The sequence below is a fragment of the Chryseobacterium sp. TB1-D10 genome (genome assembly GCF_059803555.1).
In genome coordinates, this window is the sequence record NZ_JAPFHB010000002.1 from 354,438 (window position 1) to 369,577 (window position 15,140).

Below are 15,140 nucleotides of genomic sequence, written 5' to 3' on the forward strand. Positions count from 1 at the left end.
GACAAAGTTTCATCTTCCAAATTTTCTGTCCTTATTCTATAATCCTTATTTTTGCAGTCGATTATCAATTATCAATCATCATTTATCTATTATAAAATGAAGCCGAGCTTAGCAAAAGGAACGAGAGATTTTACCGCAAAAGAAGTTTCCAGAAGAAAATATATCACCAATGTTTTACAGCATAATTTCGAATTGTTTGGATTCCAGCCTTTAGAAACCCCAAGTTTCGAGAACCTTTCTACATTGACGGGGAAATATGGCGAAGAAGGTGACCGATTGATCTTCAAAATCTTGAATTCCGGAGATTACGCTTCAAAAACAAATGATGAAGATTGGTGCAATAAAAATTCTCAAAAATTAATTTCTCAAATCTCTGAAAAAGCGCTTCGCTACGATCTTACAGTTCCATTTGCAAGATTTGTTGCGATGAATCAGGGCCAATTGGCATTTCCTTATAAACGTTATCAGATCCAGCCGGTTTGGAGAGCAGATCGTCCTCAAAAAGGAAGATTCAGAGAATTTTACCAATGTGATGCGGATGTGGTTGGAAGTACGAGCCTTTGGCAGGAAGTGGAGTTGCTTCAATTATATTTTAAATCTTTTAATAATTTGAATTTGGCGGTTTCAGTTCACATTAATAATAGAAAAATCCTTTCCGGAATTGCAGAATATGCAGGAATTGCAGATCAATTAATTGATTTCACAGTTGCGCTGGATAAATTAGATAAAATCGGGAAAGATGGCGTGACAAAAGAAATGCTGGAGAAAGGAATTTCGGAAGAAGCAATTTCAAAACTGGATTTTCTTTTCAATCAAACCAATGATGCACTGGAAAATCTATCAAACTTAAAAGAAAAATTCCAGAGCAATGAAACTGGACTAAAGGGTGTTGAAGAACTGGAATTCGTTATCAAAAATGCTTTAAAACTTGGAATTAATTCCGAAGATCTCGTTTTTGACATTACGCTTGCAAGAGGTTTGGATTATTACACAGGTGCGATTTTCGAAGTGAAAGCGAAGGGTGTGGCGATGGGTTCCATCGGTGGTGGCGGCCGTTATGATAACCTGACGGAAGTTTTCGGTGTGAAAGATGTTCCCGGAATTGGGATTTCTTTTGGACTGGACAGAATCTATCTTGTGATGGAAGAATTGGGAATTTTCCCGGAAGATTCTGACGTTAAAGTCAAATATCTTTTCGCCAATTACGGAGAAGCAGAATCCATCGAAGCCTTAAAATTAATTTCAAGATTAAGAGAAAAAAATATCTCTGCAGAACTTTACCCGGACGCTTCGAAATTGAAAAAGCAATTCACTTACGCCGAGAAAAAAGGCATTGAAAATCTGGTTTTCCTTGGCGAGCAAGAAATAAAAGACCAAACAGTCACCATCAAAAATCTTATTTCTGGCGAACAGCAAACTTTGAAAATAGAAGAGTTTTTATAATAACTTTAATTATCAGAAACAAGACTGGTAATACTCTTCATTTGAGGATAGTCGATACCCTCAATTTCCTGTTTTCTTTTTCTGATAAAATCTGTAGGTCTGATACCATTGATTTCAAAAAACAAATCCGAGAAGTTCTGTCGTGATGCTATGCCACATTCTTTTGCCAAACTATCAATGGTGTAATTGAGATAAATACTTTTCTCAAATAGTAGTCGAGTAATATGTTTTATTCTGAGATCGCCAAGGTATCGGTTAAAATTCATTCCCTTTTGCTCATTAATAACGTATGAGAGATAATTGGAATTGGTTTCGAACTGTATTGCAAGTTTGTGAATGGTCAGACCTTTTTGTGTAAACTGTTTTTTCTCTTCGAATTTTTTTAGCTTTTGCATCAGATCTTGTCTTAAAAGCTCTGTGATGTGCGGTTTTTTATCATCACAATTTTCTGCTTGTGCCGCCGGAGTCTGAGAATTTGATTTTTCTGATTCTGTATAACTGTCGTTTCTCAGTTTTTCCTGCAAAATAAGATAGTTGTCCAGTGTACTTTTCTCTTTTTTGTGTCTTTTCAGTAGAATAAATCCAAGGATTCCAGCAGTAATCAGAAGACCTGAAATCAAATAAGCGCCCCAGATATTGGCAGTTTCCAGTCTTCCTTTTTCTTCCATCAGTGTATTGGTATCATATTCCCGATGGATTTTCATAGAAAGATAGGCGAAATCTCTGGAGATAATGCTATCAGCCTTAAGAAGTTGCGTGGTGTAGTACAACTGTTTTTCGTGATCTTTTTTTCTTTTGTAATGGTTGATTAGAAGCTCGTAGTTTTCTCGAAGTTCCGGAAGGATAAACTCGTGTTTATTAAAAATAGAATCTATTTTTTTGAAATTTGAAATTGCAAGATCTTCATTTTTAAGTGCGAGATAACTTTTGCCTACGTAGAAATAATCGATTGACATCCAGGCAAAATCATCCTTCATCATACTAAGAGATTGATCAAAATTCTCAATAGCAGATTGATACTTGTTGTTATTATATTCCGAGATGCCTTTGGATTTTAAAAAATAGCTTCTTTCTTGTGAAAAATCTGTGTTGTTAAAGGTTTTTAACAATCCAATGTCTATCAGAGAATCTGCTTTTTTGCTGTCCTTCAGATGGTTGTAGCATATAATCATCTGATGAAGACTGTTTAGATAACCTTTTTCATTGTTGTAGATCTCATTTCCGAAAGAAGAATTCGCTGTGTTCAATTCTGTTTCAAAATAGCGAACACAATTTCTGAATAGCTCCAAAGCTTCCTCGTGGTATCCTAAATAGTTTTTGATAACGCCTAGGTGATAGGAAATCTTATTTTTGAGATAAAGATCATTTGAGTTTTTGGCGTATTTATAGGCCATAAGGTACTCATCCAATGCAGATTTATATTTTTTTTGTTTGGCGTAATAAATACTTCCACGCAAAACGTAGGACGACGAGATTCTGTCATCATTTTTTGACTTGTATGCTGCATCTATGCAGCTATCTGCATATTGAAGTTTGTTTTGGATTGATTTTGAATAAAACGAAGCGTCCTTATAAGCTTGAAACAACTCATCTGGCTTATTTTCTTTTTTAGCCTTTTTTATATAAGGTTTGAGGTAGAGAAAAGCCCTGCTATCGCCCTCATCAAAAGTTTCATACTTTGATCTGAAAAAATCATAGGATTTTGGATCATTGTCTTTTGAAAAAACAAAACCGGAGAATAGTAATAATATGACAATGAAAAAATTTTTCATGATAAATTTTTAAAACCTCACCATTTGTATCTGCAAAAATACGTAAATCCTAAATATGATTGACAACTATTTAATAGAAAAAGAATATGAGTGTGTTTTTATCATTTGTAATATCAATTTATTGATTTACAGAATTTTAAGCATGTAGCAATTTACGAATTAGGACGTCATTATTTCCCAATCAAGACCATAAATGTTTTCAGGGTTCAAAATTAGAATCTAATTTCGTCACAGAATAAGAAAAGAATTATCTTTTTTTGCAACTCACTTTAAAAATAAAAAATTATATCAATATGAAAAAGTTCTTTACAATCTTAGCGATTGCATTTGTCTCTTTTAACTTTGTCTCGTGTAGAGAAGATGACGCAGCTTCTGAGATGGAAGTTAGTACTATGACTAAACAAAATACCGCAAACAAAATCACGGACAGTACAGGTACGGACTCAATAAAAGTTAATAGCGCAGCACAAAACGCTGTAGATCCACCAAAAGATCCACCAAAGGACAGGACACACTGGTAGAGACCGGTTTTGAAATAACATTCATTCTTTACACTTGTAAAAACCTCAATCCATTTCTGATGGATTGAGGTTATATAAAAACTAACTAACCATTTTATTATAATTTATTTTATAGTTAAATGTATTCTGGGCTTAATTTGCTGAAGGTTCATCACCTTTATCAATAATGAAGTATTGTTTTAAAACCATTTATAATTTGAAAGTTAGATAAAAAACTGAATTTTGGATTTATAACTAGCGGTCTCAGTCAGATTCTCATCACGATGATTATGCTGACAGAACCGTATTTAAAATAAGATAATCATGTTTAAATTAAATAAATTAATAATCGTAAAACTAGCAGGTTTCATCTCATTTATTTTGAGAATTTGTTTCGGTGATGAAATATTCCGTAAAAAGCTACATTAAAGAAAAGTTTCTCTATTTTTGCACCAAATTCAATTTATGAAACCTGGTCAAACCCAAACCCTCAAAATTGCTGAACAAATCTCTTCTGGCTACATCCTGAATGATGAAAATGGCGAAAAAGCATTCATCCAAAAAGTTTTTGCTGATGAATCCTGGGAAATTGGGAGCGAAGTTGAAGTGTTTGTCTACCAGGACGATGGAAACTTAAAAGCTACTACCGAAAAAGCCAATGCAGAAATAGGAGAATTTGCAGTGATGACTTGCGTGCAGAGTCTGCCGACAGGCGCTTTTATGGATTGGGGAATCATCAAAGATCTGTTCATACCGTACAAGCAGCAGAAATCCAAAATTCTGGAAGGTAAACGCTACATTGTTTATGTTTATACCGATGATGCAACTGGATTAACTACCGGAACTACCAAATTCAAACGTAATCCGCAGTACGAAGATTTACCACTGAAAGAAGGCGACAAAGTTGATCTTATTATCATGAATGAATCCGAATTGGGTTGGAATGTCGTGATTAATAAAAAATACATTGGACTCATCTACTCAACTGATGTTTTCAAAAAACTATATCCACTTTCAGAGGAAACAGGCTACATCAAAACCATTCGTGAAGATGGGAAAATAGATGTCACACTACAGCCGCAAGGTTTCGAAAATGTAGACGAATACAAGCAAAAAATTATTGATAAACTCAATGATAATTACGGTTTGCTTTACCTTTCCGATAAATCTTCTCCGGACGAGATCAAAGATGATTTGCAGATGAGCAAGAAAAACTTTAAAAAAGCCATTGGTAGCCTTTACAAAGACAAAATTATTGAGATTTCTGATGACAGAATAAAGTTGTTGTAATATTCAATTGACAATTATCAATTTTCTGAAACTTTGTAGACAATTATTTTCACTTGGACTCGTTTTTGATCTCAGAAAGGAAATTCCCAAATGAAAAAGATTCTCATCAGCGGCGCAACAGGACTTGTCGGAAAAAAACTTGCTAAAAAATTATATGAAAGAGGCTATAAGGTAGAAATTCTTGTGCGTTCCAAACCTGAAAAATCTGATTTCAAATCTTACATTTGGAATTATGAAAAAGGTTTTATTGAGGAGGGCGCATTGGATAATACTTATATTTTCATTCATCTTGCAGGAGCAACGATCAGCAAACGCTGGACAGAATCTTATAAAAAAGAAATCTACGACAGCCGCATAAATTCTGCACAGTTCATTTATGAAAAAATGCAGAAAAAGGGAATTCACCCGGAAGCTGTGATTTCTTCTTCCGCGGTAGGAATCTACGGGCAAACAACATCTCAGCAAATTTTCTCTGAAAACGATCCGCCTGCTGACGATTTTCTTGGGAATGTGTGTGCGGATTGGGAACTGAAAGCATTACAATTCGAAAAGCTTGGTAGCAGAGTGGTACGCATCAGAACTTCGACGGTTCTTTCCGAAAAAGGTGGTGCTTTGGAAGTTCTTAAAAAACCAATTGAATTAAATGTAGGAGCAGCTTTAGGAAGCGGAGAACAATATTTCCCTTGGATTCATATCGATGATTTGATCAATATCTATTTCAAAGCTGTAGAGGATATTTCTATGAATGGCGCTTACAACGCTGTTGCGCCGGATTTCATTAATAATAAAGAACTTACCGAAAAAATCGCCTCTCATCTTGGTAAGAAAATTTGGCTGCCAAATATTCCTAAATTTATTATTAAAACTATTTTGGGTGAAATGTCAGTTTTGGCTTTGGAAGGAAGCCGCGTCTCGTCCAGAAAAATTGAAAATTCTGGTTTCAAATTTATCTATAACAATTTGGATCAAGCTTTGGCAGATGTGATTAATTAGTATTCATTTTGCAAATAGCTTTTTAAATCCCTACTTTTATCAAAATTTATCAATGAAGCTTACAGAAGAAAATCAGGAAAAAGTCACGGTTTTAGAGAAAATCGCCAATGGAATTATCTGGTGGGTTGGATCTATTCCTTCGCTTATTTTTCACACAGTTTTCTTTATTGTCTGTTTTGCATTACCAATTTTTAAAATTGTAGAGTTTGAGCATATGTTGTTGGTTCTCACAACGGTTGTTTCTCTGGAAGCGATTTATCTTGCGATTTTCATCCAAATGTCAGTCAATAAAAGTACAGAACATATCGAAGACTTGAAGGAAGATGTCAATGAAATTCAGGAGGATATTGATGAGATCCAGGAAGATATCGAGGAAATCCAGGAAGATGTAGAGGAGATCCAAGAGGATATAGATGAGATCCAGGAAGATGTGGAGGAAATCAACGAGGATGATGATGACGATGACCACAGTGAACGCGCCAGAACGGTAATGCTGAAAAGCAAAGTTTCCAATAATAAAAATGATATTAAAAACCTCAAAGACAAGATCAAAGAACTAGAAGGTTTGATTGAAAGCCTTAAAAAAGAAGATTAATTTTTATAATTCCAATTTCAGAATTTTCTCCATCTGTTTCTGATTCACACTTTCCGGAGTATTTCTAAACATAAAATTCCGAAGTCCCGTAAAATTCTCCCATTGTGCGACTTTCCCAAGTGTCCAACTTGTGTTAACAATGTGATTTACTTTTGATCTTCTGATCTTTTCAAATTGATGAAAGATTTTATTCCAGTCTTTTTCAGTTTCTAAAAGTTTTCCAATGATGTATGCATCTTCCACCGCTTGGCAACCACCTTGTCCCATATTTGGCGTTGTGGCGTGCGCTGCGTCACCAATCAAACAAAGATTTTCCGCAGTCCATTTTTCCATTGATTTTAAATCAATGATGTCATTTAGAATAATATTTTGTTTCGAAGTTTTAGAAATCATTTCCAAAACATCAGGATGAAATTCTTTGAATGTTTCCATCAGATCAATATCTTCAGAATAGAATTTCTGATTCACCAAAGCATACCAATACAAAGTATTATCCTTGATTTTAACAAAACCGAAACGTTTTCCTTTCCCCCACATTTCATAGGCGTTGTGACTGTATTTTTCTGGGATTTCGGTGGTCAATATTCCACGCCAGCATTTTTGTTTGGCTTCACGGATTTGTCCGGATTTAAGAATTTGGTTTCTTACCAAAGATTTCACTCCATCAGCTCCGAATATGATCTCGCTTTCGATTTTTGTTTTGTCTTCAAAAGTCAAATGGTAATTTTCTTTCTTCTCAATGGTCGAAAGACGCTTATTAAGAATGATGTTTTCTGAAATATTCTCACTCAAGACTTTTTGAAGTTCCGCTCTGTGAATCGCGATATTGCAAACCTTGTATTTGCTTTCAAGTTTCAGAACATCGGTTTTCGAGATAGTTTTCAGTTTTTCATCAGTGATGATCAAAGCGTGCATTTTGGTTCCCGCTTTTTCAATCTTCTCTTTCAAACCGAGTTTATCGAAAATCTGCATTGCGTTTCCCGCCATTGCGATTCCGGCTCCAACGGGTTTTATTTCCGGTGCACTTTCATAGATCTTGAAATCGATGTTGTTTTGCTTCAGAAAATTTCCCAAAGTCAAACCGCCAATTCCGCCACCGATGATTGAGATGCTCATTGTTTTTATTTTATATTTTTTAATTCTGACAACAATTGATTTTGCTTGTTGATAAATAGTGATAAACTATCAGATTTTAATGGATTAGCTTTCTGATATTTCTCGATTTCAGGAAGTGTTCTTCTGATTTTCAAAGCTTGATAAAAGCTAAATATTCTATTGTTGTTAAGTCTGACTTGTTTTTTCAGTTCCTCAAGTTTATTTTTCTTTACATTAAATTTGTCGGAACTATTTCGTACAAGTGCGAGAATTTCTTTTCTCAAAATAGAATCTTGAATTGATTTTGCACTATTCTTAGCTAGTAAGTAGTAATCATCAGAATTACTGACAACATCACTATAAATATTCTTTATTATCTTACCATCTTTTTGTATTGAATTAATTTTTTCATCAAGTTTTTGAAGCTCTTTATCATTCTTTAGTAATTCCGAATAGATTCCATTTAAAATGTCTTGACTTTTACTCATTCTTTTGATTGGAAAACTGGATTCTGTATTTTCTGCAGCCTTTTCAACAATTTCATTCTTATCAGAATTATTTTCTTTACAAGAATAAACGGCCAAAGTAAGAGAAAGAAATAATAAAGTTTTTTTCATAGTTAATATCGCTTTTAACAAAGTTAATTATTAAAACAAAAAAAGCAAGACCAAAAAGTCTTGCTTCAATTTCATTCCAAAAAGGAATTTTTATTTTCCGAGGTAAGATTTCAAGATCTTACTTCTTGTGTTGTGTTTCAATCGTTTGATCGCTTTTTCTTTGATTTGACGAACTCTTTCTCTCGTAAGGTCAAAAGTTTCACCGATTTCTTCAAGCGTCATTGGATGTTTTCCGTTCAATCCGAAATACAATCTTACCAAATCAGCTTCTCTCGGCGTCAAAGTCTGAAGCGCTCTTTCAATCTCGATCTGTAGAGATTCCAACATCAGATCCTTATCCGGACTTGGAGATTCTCCCGAACGCAAAACGTCATAAAGGTTAGAATCTTCACCTTCCACAAGCGGCGCATCCATCGATAGATGACGACCACTGTTTTTCATAGATTCCTTGATGTCTTCCTCGCTCATATCCAGAACTTCCGCCAATTCTTCCGGAGAAGGTGGTCTTTCGTTCTCTTGCTCCAGGTGAGCATAAGCTTTGTTGATCTTGTTGATAGAACCAATCTTATTCAATGGTAATCTTACAATTCTCGACTGCTCGGCCAAAGCCTGCAAAATCGACTGACGAATCCACCAAACAGCGTAGGAGATAAATTTGAAACCTCTCGTCTCATCATATCTTTTCGCCGCTTTCATTAGACCAAGATTTCCTTCGTTGATCAGATCGGGAAGCGAAAGTCCCTGATTCTGATACTGCTTGGAAACGGAAACCACGAAACGTAAGTTAGCTTTGATCAATTTCTCCAGTGCAGCTCTGTCGCCAGCGCGGATTCTCTGTGCTAAATCTACCTCTTCATCGGCCGTGATCAATTCCACTTTTCCGATTTCTTGCAGATACTTGTCTAGTGATGCGGTTTCCCTGTTGGTAACCTGTTTTGTAATTTTTAATTGTCTCATATAAAAACCTCATTCTTTAGGTTGCAATATATTATACGATCAGAAACCCAAAAAGGTTACAAATATTTTATTTTCATCGGATTAATCTTCAATTTTAACGCATTTTAAAACAAATTAATAGAATTTGGGCAGCTTTTGACTTTGTCGAATAGCTATTTATATTTTTTTATGGCAGCTATTTCCGCCTTCCACTCCCGCTATTTTTTGCCATCGCTTTTCCAGCCACAAAAAAATGAGCTCCGTTCAAGTCGGGCTGCAGATTCTGTGTTATCACAACTTTTCTACAACGATTTGAAGGTTTTGTTATCCTTATCAAAAAACACTTCGACTCCGCTCAGTGTGACAAATAATAACCAATTTCCAAATTGTCAAATGTGCCAGTCTGAGCGGAATCGAAGACTTTTACAATTAAAACAATCCGTAAAATTTACCAAATATTCGAGAAAACCATCAAGTTTCCAATCATTATTTAAAGTATTTCTCTGTAAATCAATTATTCTTAACAAAAATTAAGTATTCAAAATTCTCTGTATCGATTCTAATTGTTATTTTTGCCGAATGTTTAAAAATCTGATCAGAGTTTTCATCGGCTTATCACTTTTCTCCTGTGCCAAAGAACCGGTTCCAAAACCGAAAGGCGATCTGCGTTTGGAATATCCGGCCCCGAAATACCTGAATTTTTCTGCACCTTGTGATTACTCTTTTGATTATTCAGATTTTGCAAAAGTCAAAGATGCAAAACAAGCTTGCTGGTACAATTTATCATATCCGGGGATGAAAGCCAACGTTTTCATTACGTATTTCCCTATCAAGAATGATTTTCCGCTTCACGTGAAAGAAGTAGAGAAAATGGTTTATGAACACACGATCAAAGCGAGTTCTATCGATACAAAATCATTCGCTTACCCGGAGAAAAAAGTTTACGGAAATTTCTATGAACTGAAAGGTCAAACCGCATCAAACATTCAGTTTTATGTGACAGACAGTACTAGACATTTTGTAACAGGGAATTTATATTTCAATTCACGTCCGCGTCCGGATTCTTTGGCGCCGGCTGTAGATTATATCAAAAAAGACCTTTTGCATCTGATAGATTCTTTCGAATGGAAACAGAAATAAGAATCAATGTAAAAGACAATAAGAATAAAAAATAACAATATATAAAATAGGTAATCAGCGAAAAGCCAATTGCCATTAGCAAAAACTTAAATTATGAAATTACTAGCAGTAGGAACTGTAGCATTTGATGCCATCGAAACACCTTTTGGACAAACAGATAAAATTCTTGGTGGTGCAGCCACTTATATTGGATTAGCAGCTTCGGCTCTTGATACAGAAGTGAGTTTGGTTTCCGTAATCGGAGGAGATTTTCCTCAGGAATATCTTGATATGATGACTTCCAAAAACATCAATGTGGATGGGGTAGAAATGGTAAAAGATGGTAAAACTTTTTTCTGGAGCGGGAAATATCACAACGATTTGAACTCGAGAGATACTTTGGTTACAGAACTGAATGTTCTGGCAGATTTTGACCCGAAAGTTCCTGAACATTCTTCAGAAGCAGAAGTTCTTTTGTTAGGAAATCTTGATCCTGTAGTTCAGCTTTCAGTTTTGGAAAGAATGAAAACTCAGCCAAAATTGGTCATCCTTGACACCATGAATTTCTGGATGGACATCGCTTGGGATAACTTGATGAAAGTAATCGCAAAAACAGATGTTATCACAATTAATGATGAGGAAGCAAGACAACTTTCCGGAGAATATTCTTTAGTAAAAGCGGCAAAGAAAATCCACACTTTGGGACCAAAATATGTGATTATCAAAAAAGGAGAACACGGCGCATTGCTTTTCCACGATGGGAAAATCTTTGCAATTCCTGCTTTGCCATTGGAAGAAGTTTTTGATCCAACCGGCGCTGGAGACACTTTCGCAGGCGGATTTGCATCTTACCTCACAAAGAAAGGTGATTTTAGTTTTGAAAGTATGAAAACTGCGATCATTGTTGGAAGTGCAATGGCATCTTTCACGGTGGAGAAATTCGGGACAGAAAGAATCGAGAATGTAACTAAAGAAGAATTGAGCGAGAGAATCAACCAATTTAAAGAGTTAACGACTTTTGAAGCTGTTATTTAAATTTAACCTTACACAAATTTATCACTCAAAAGGGTGTTATAAAATATATCAAATGAAGAAGATTTTTTTTCCGGTTGTTTTAGCGTTTACTTCGCAAATGGCTTTTTCGCAATATCTGATTGTGGGTAGAGACAGCATTTCTGTAAAAGATTACATTAAAGAAAATAAATACGGACTGGAAACCAATGGTCCGGATAAATCTGTAAATTCCACGGTAGAATTCCTGCTGTTGCAGCAATTGGCAAAGGAGAAAAAAGCGGATACGCTTAACTTTTTCGTGAATTCTATGAATCAGAAAATGTCAGAATTGAGAGAACAGAAATTCTATCCAAAAGGTCTTGTTGATCCGATTCTTCAGGATTATGTCAATTCCAGCAAAACTGAAACGCAGGTTCTTCTTTTCATTAAACAGAAAAAAACGGACGATAAAACCGACTATAAAGCTCTTTACAACGAAGTGAAATCCGGAAAGCTGAAGATGGAAGATTTTCTTGCAAAGAATGCAGCGCCGGAGGCTGCGAAGCCTTTCTACATAAAACCGGGAATGTTGGATTATGATTTGTATCAGCAGTTAAAAAATGCGCCGGCAAATTCTTATACCTCGTTTATTGATAAACCAAATGTGGTTGCTTTTGCAAAAGTTGTGGCTACAAGACCTAGTTTAGGTTATATGATTTTTGGCGTTTTGACGATTCCCAATGATGCGAATTATGGAACGACTAAAGCCAAAATTTACAAAGAATTAGAATCCGGGAAGAAATTCCAAACCGTAGTGAAAGAATTTGGAGCGACAGAGGAAGAGAAAAATTCTGGCGGTGCAGTAATGGGTTCGCCAATTTTACCGGACGAAGTTTACAACGCATTGAAAGGGCAGCCAAAAGATTTCTATACAAAAACACCAATTCTTTTTGGAGATAAATATTTCATCTTTAATATTTATAACATTGAGCCTTATGCGCTTACGGATGCTAACAGAAAATTCTTCCAGAAAGAAATGCTGGCAACCAGCTATGGGGAGGAAGTGACTTCAAAACTTGTAGAATGGCTGAAAACTCAGGATAAATTTATTGAAACTCCGGAATTTGCTGAGATTAAAAAATCTTACCAAAGCTATCTTAATCCAAAAAATCCAAAAGCTGTTCTTTTCTCTTACGGAAAAAATAAAGTGACTTACGAGGATTTGAAAAAAGCCATAGATTCTCAATATAAAAATCTGGAACAATTGCCAACCAATCAATGGTCGGAGCTGGTTAATTATCAGGCAGAGCAATATATGATAGGTGTCTATGCAAAGAATTTTGAAAATCTTCCTGATGTAAAACCAGAAGTAGATGAGCTTAGAAAAAACCTGTTCTCGGAATATATCTTCTCAGAATACCTGAAGGATGAAGTTAAAAACAATCCAAAACTTTATACAGATTATTATAACGAAAACAAGTCAAAATTCGTCTGGGAAAAGAGAGCAGAATCCCGAGCTGCCGTTATTTCTGATCCGAAATTGCTAAAGGAAATCGAGAAAGAAACCAAGGATCCGAAGAAATGGGATGCGTTGAAAGAGAAATATAAAAATCAGGTTAATGATAAAAATCAGGTTTTAGTTCATTTCGAGCAAGGGAAAATTCAGGAATCTGCTGAGATTTTCAAAAAGTATAATGTGCCTTTCAAAAAAGGAACTTTCACTACTAAAATTGGAGAGCGTGATGTGGTAGTTGCAATAGACGCACTTTTACCGGAGCAGCAGATGACACAGGCAGAAGCTGAACCGGAAATGACAGACGCAGTAACGGAGAAATTGCTCCAAAAAACAATTGCCGACCAACGTGCAAAAACAAAAATTGAAATCCAGCCTGCTTTTATGGCAGAACTGAATAGAAATTTTAAGAAATAATTATAACAAAAAATGAAGCAGAATTGGTTGATAATCTTAATTTTGCACCTTAATAAATAAAAATAATGTTAAAATACACGAAATGTCTTTTTTTATTGTCAGTAATGCTGTGTTTATTTAATACAAATTTATCTGCTCAAATAAAAAAAGGTCAGCTCATAGATGGGATTGCAGCCGTAATAGGCGACGAAATCATTCTGGAGTCTGACATAGAGGATCAAGCGAACTATGCAAAACAGCAGGGCGCAAATGTGGGAGATAAATGTGATTTTATGGAAAGTATCCTGAACAACAAGTTGCTGATTTTTGAAGCAAAAAAGGATACATTGGTAGAAAACAGATCTGCAGCAATCAAGGAAATGGCAGGAACAAAGTACACTCAGATTCTTTCCCAGTTTCCGGATGAGAAAGCAATGTTGGCAGCCTACAAATTCCGTACGTCTTACGAAATGAAAACAGCGATCGAGAAAATTGATGCGGATAACTATTACGGACAGGCAAAATACGGAAGAATTACCGAGAAAGCGGATGTAACGCCAAACGAAGTAACGGATTTCTACAATCAGTTCAAATTCCAGTTACCGAATGTAAAAGACGAAGTTTTGCTTTCAAAAATTAGTATGTTCCCAAAAATTTCTGAGACTCATAAAAAAGAAATTATTGATAAACTCAATAAAATCAAAGAAGATATTAAAAAAGGAGAAAGCTTCGAAAGCCAGGCAAGAATCTATTCCGAAGACGAAGGTTCTGCTGCAATGGGTGGACTTTACAAGAATATCAATGTTGGGCAGATGGTAAAACCATTTGAAGCAGCGGCACTAAATCTTCAGGAAAACGAAATCTCAGATCCAGTGGAATCTGAGTATGGTTACCACCTGATTCAGCTGATCAAAAGAAACGGAAAGAAGTACGATGCAAGACATATCCTGATAAAAAGTACACCGAATGCCAGTGAAATAGCTGCTACAAAAAAGGAGTTGGACAGCATCAGAACTTTGATCATCTCTAATAAAATCAGTTTCAAAGATGCAGCCTACAAATATTCTGATGACAAAAGCAACAAATTCTCCGCTGGGATTATGACCAATAATCAGGATGGTTCTGATAAATTGGAGAAATTAGGATTGGATCCGACTATTTCTTATCAGATTGCAGGTCTTAAAAAGAGCGATATTACTGAGCCTTTCCAACAGGAAGATCAGCAAAAAAGAAAGATGTTGACCATTATTCAGGTAAATGATATTATTGATGCGCATCAGCTGGAGCTTTCCACAGACTACGAAAGAATCAAGGAAATGGCACTTAACAAAAAGAAAAATGAGATCGTTGAGAAATGGGTAAATGCAAAAATCCCTTCCATTTTCATCTCTGTAGACAACAAATACAAGGATTGCAAATTCCATAGCAACTGGCTGAAAGGAACTGTAGTCACCACTAAATAATCTTTGAGATAATAAATAATAAAAGGATGAGCAAAACGCTCATCCTTTTTTTGTTTTAATATTTTTATTATAGATTTATTCCTTTTCTACAATCTTAAAATCTGTAAACTTTCCGTCCCATTTTTCGTTGTACGTTGAGAATTCGATGGATGTAATTTGCCCAACTGTAACATCAATTACATATCCTAAACCTTCTTTCAAACCCTTGATTCCGATGTTTTCACCATTGCTGAATAAGGCATTCGTATCATCAATCTCATCATTGAAATTAACATACTCAAGATTAACATCCAATCCGGTTGATGTCAGTTTTCTTTCGGATACTTTTAGAAATGGAATGTGAGATCTTAGCTGAGGATATTTGGATGTTAAACTTTCTAAGAGAGTTAATTCAAGTTCATTTAATTCTTCCATA

14 protein-coding genes are annotated in these 15,140 nt (G+C 35.3%); 9 read left to right on the top strand and 5 right to left on the bottom strand.

The features are described 5' to 3' along the window. The first annotated feature begins 96 nt into the window (after positions 1-96). Positions 97-1,443, top strand: coding sequence for a histidine--tRNA ligase (hisS, locus tag OPU68_RS04005; RefSeq protein WP_498472703.1), 1,347 nt, complete (start codon positions 97-99; stop codon positions 1,441-1,443). Positions 1,444-1,448: 5 nt separating this feature from the next. Here the strand turns inward: hisS and OPU68_RS04010 are convergent, their stop codons facing one another. Then, positions 1,449-3,215 carry a helix-turn-helix domain-containing protein gene (locus OPU68_RS04010; RefSeq protein ID WP_498472704.1) on the bottom strand — a complete coding sequence of 589 codons (1,767 nt, stop codon included), beginning with the start codon at positions 3,213-3,215 and terminating at the stop codon, positions 1,449-1,451. A gap of 392 nt (positions 3,216-3,607) precedes the next feature. Between OPU68_RS04010 and OPU68_RS04015 the strand changes: the two genes are divergently transcribed. The 4 genes from OPU68_RS04015 to OPU68_RS04030 all read left to right on the top strand — a co-directional run bounded on the left by OPU68_RS04015 (position 3,608) and on the right by OPU68_RS04030 (position 6,593). Further along, positions 3,608-3,736 (top strand): hypothetical protein, encoded by a 129-nt coding sequence (locus OPU68_RS04015; RefSeq protein WP_498472705.1) that lies wholly within the window; start codon positions 3,608-3,610, stop codon positions 3,734-3,736. A 444-nt stretch (positions 3,737-4,180) separates the two neighbouring features. Further along, positions 4,181-5,005, top strand: coding sequence for a CvfB family protein (locus tag OPU68_RS04020; RefSeq protein ID WP_498472706.1), 825 nt, complete (start codon positions 4,181-4,183; stop codon positions 5,003-5,005). 90 nt (positions 5,006-5,095) lie between these two features. Next, positions 5,096-5,998: a TIGR01777 family oxidoreductase gene (locus OPU68_RS04025; protein ID WP_498472707.1), complete on the top strand. Its 903-nt coding sequence runs from the start codon at positions 5,096-5,098 to the stop codon at positions 5,996-5,998. A 52-nt stretch (positions 5,999-6,050) separates the two neighbouring features. Next, positions 6,051-6,593 carry a coiled-coil domain-containing protein gene (locus OPU68_RS04030; RefSeq protein ID WP_498472708.1) on the top strand — a complete coding sequence of 181 codons (543 nt, stop codon included), beginning with the start codon at positions 6,051-6,053 and terminating at the stop codon, positions 6,591-6,593. Positions 6,594-6,596: 3 nt separating this feature from the next. Here OPU68_RS04030 and OPU68_RS04035 read toward each other — a convergent pair whose 3' ends face one another. The 3 genes from OPU68_RS04035 to OPU68_RS04045 all read right to left on the bottom strand — a co-directional run bounded on the left by OPU68_RS04035 (position 6,597) and on the right by OPU68_RS04045 (position 9,262). Then, positions 6,597-7,709, bottom strand: coding sequence for an FAD-dependent monooxygenase (locus OPU68_RS04035; protein ID WP_498472709.1), 1,113 nt, complete (start codon positions 7,707-7,709; stop codon positions 6,597-6,599). A gap of 5 nt (positions 7,710-7,714) precedes the next feature. Further along, positions 7,715-8,305, bottom strand: coding sequence for a hypothetical protein (locus OPU68_RS04040; protein ID WP_498472710.1), 591 nt, complete (start codon positions 8,303-8,305; stop codon positions 7,715-7,717). Positions 8,306-8,395: 90 nt separating this feature from the next. Beyond that, positions 8,396-9,262: a sigma-70 family RNA polymerase sigma factor gene (locus tag OPU68_RS04045; RefSeq protein WP_027383822.1), complete on the bottom strand. Its 867-nt coding sequence runs from the start codon at positions 9,260-9,262 to the stop codon at positions 8,396-8,398. A gap of 558 nt (positions 9,263-9,820) precedes the next feature. On the opposite strand from OPU68_RS04045, the gene gldD reads away from it, so the two are divergent. The 4 genes from gldD to OPU68_RS04065 all read left to right on the top strand — a co-directional run bounded on the left by gldD (position 9,821) and on the right by OPU68_RS04065 (position 14,725). After that, positions 9,821-10,381 carry a gliding motility lipoprotein GldD gene (gldD, locus tag OPU68_RS04050; RefSeq protein WP_498472711.1) on the top strand — a complete coding sequence of 187 codons (561 nt, stop codon included), beginning with the start codon at positions 9,821-9,823 and terminating at the stop codon, positions 10,379-10,381. 93 nt (positions 10,382-10,474) lie between these two features. Beyond that, positions 10,475-11,395, top strand: a complete 921-nt coding sequence (locus OPU68_RS04055; protein WP_498472712.1) for a PfkB family carbohydrate kinase — start codon at positions 10,475-10,477, stop codon at positions 11,393-11,395. Positions 11,396-11,447: 52 nt separating this feature from the next. Next, positions 11,448-13,283 (top strand): hypothetical protein, encoded by a 1,836-nt coding sequence (locus tag OPU68_RS04060; protein ID WP_498472713.1) that lies wholly within the window; start codon positions 11,448-11,450, stop codon positions 13,281-13,283. Positions 13,284-13,348: 65 nt separating this feature from the next. Then, positions 13,349-14,725: a peptidylprolyl isomerase gene (locus OPU68_RS04065; RefSeq protein WP_498472714.1), complete on the top strand. Its 1,377-nt coding sequence runs from the start codon at positions 13,349-13,351 to the stop codon at positions 14,723-14,725. Positions 14,726-14,800: 75 nt separating this feature from the next. Here the strand turns inward: OPU68_RS04065 and OPU68_RS04070 are convergent, their stop codons facing one another. Further along, positions 14,801-15,139 (bottom strand): hypothetical protein, encoded by a 339-nt coding sequence (locus OPU68_RS04070; protein WP_498472715.1) that lies wholly within the window; start codon positions 15,137-15,139, stop codon positions 14,801-14,803. Between the last annotated feature and the right edge of the window lies 1 nt (position 15,140).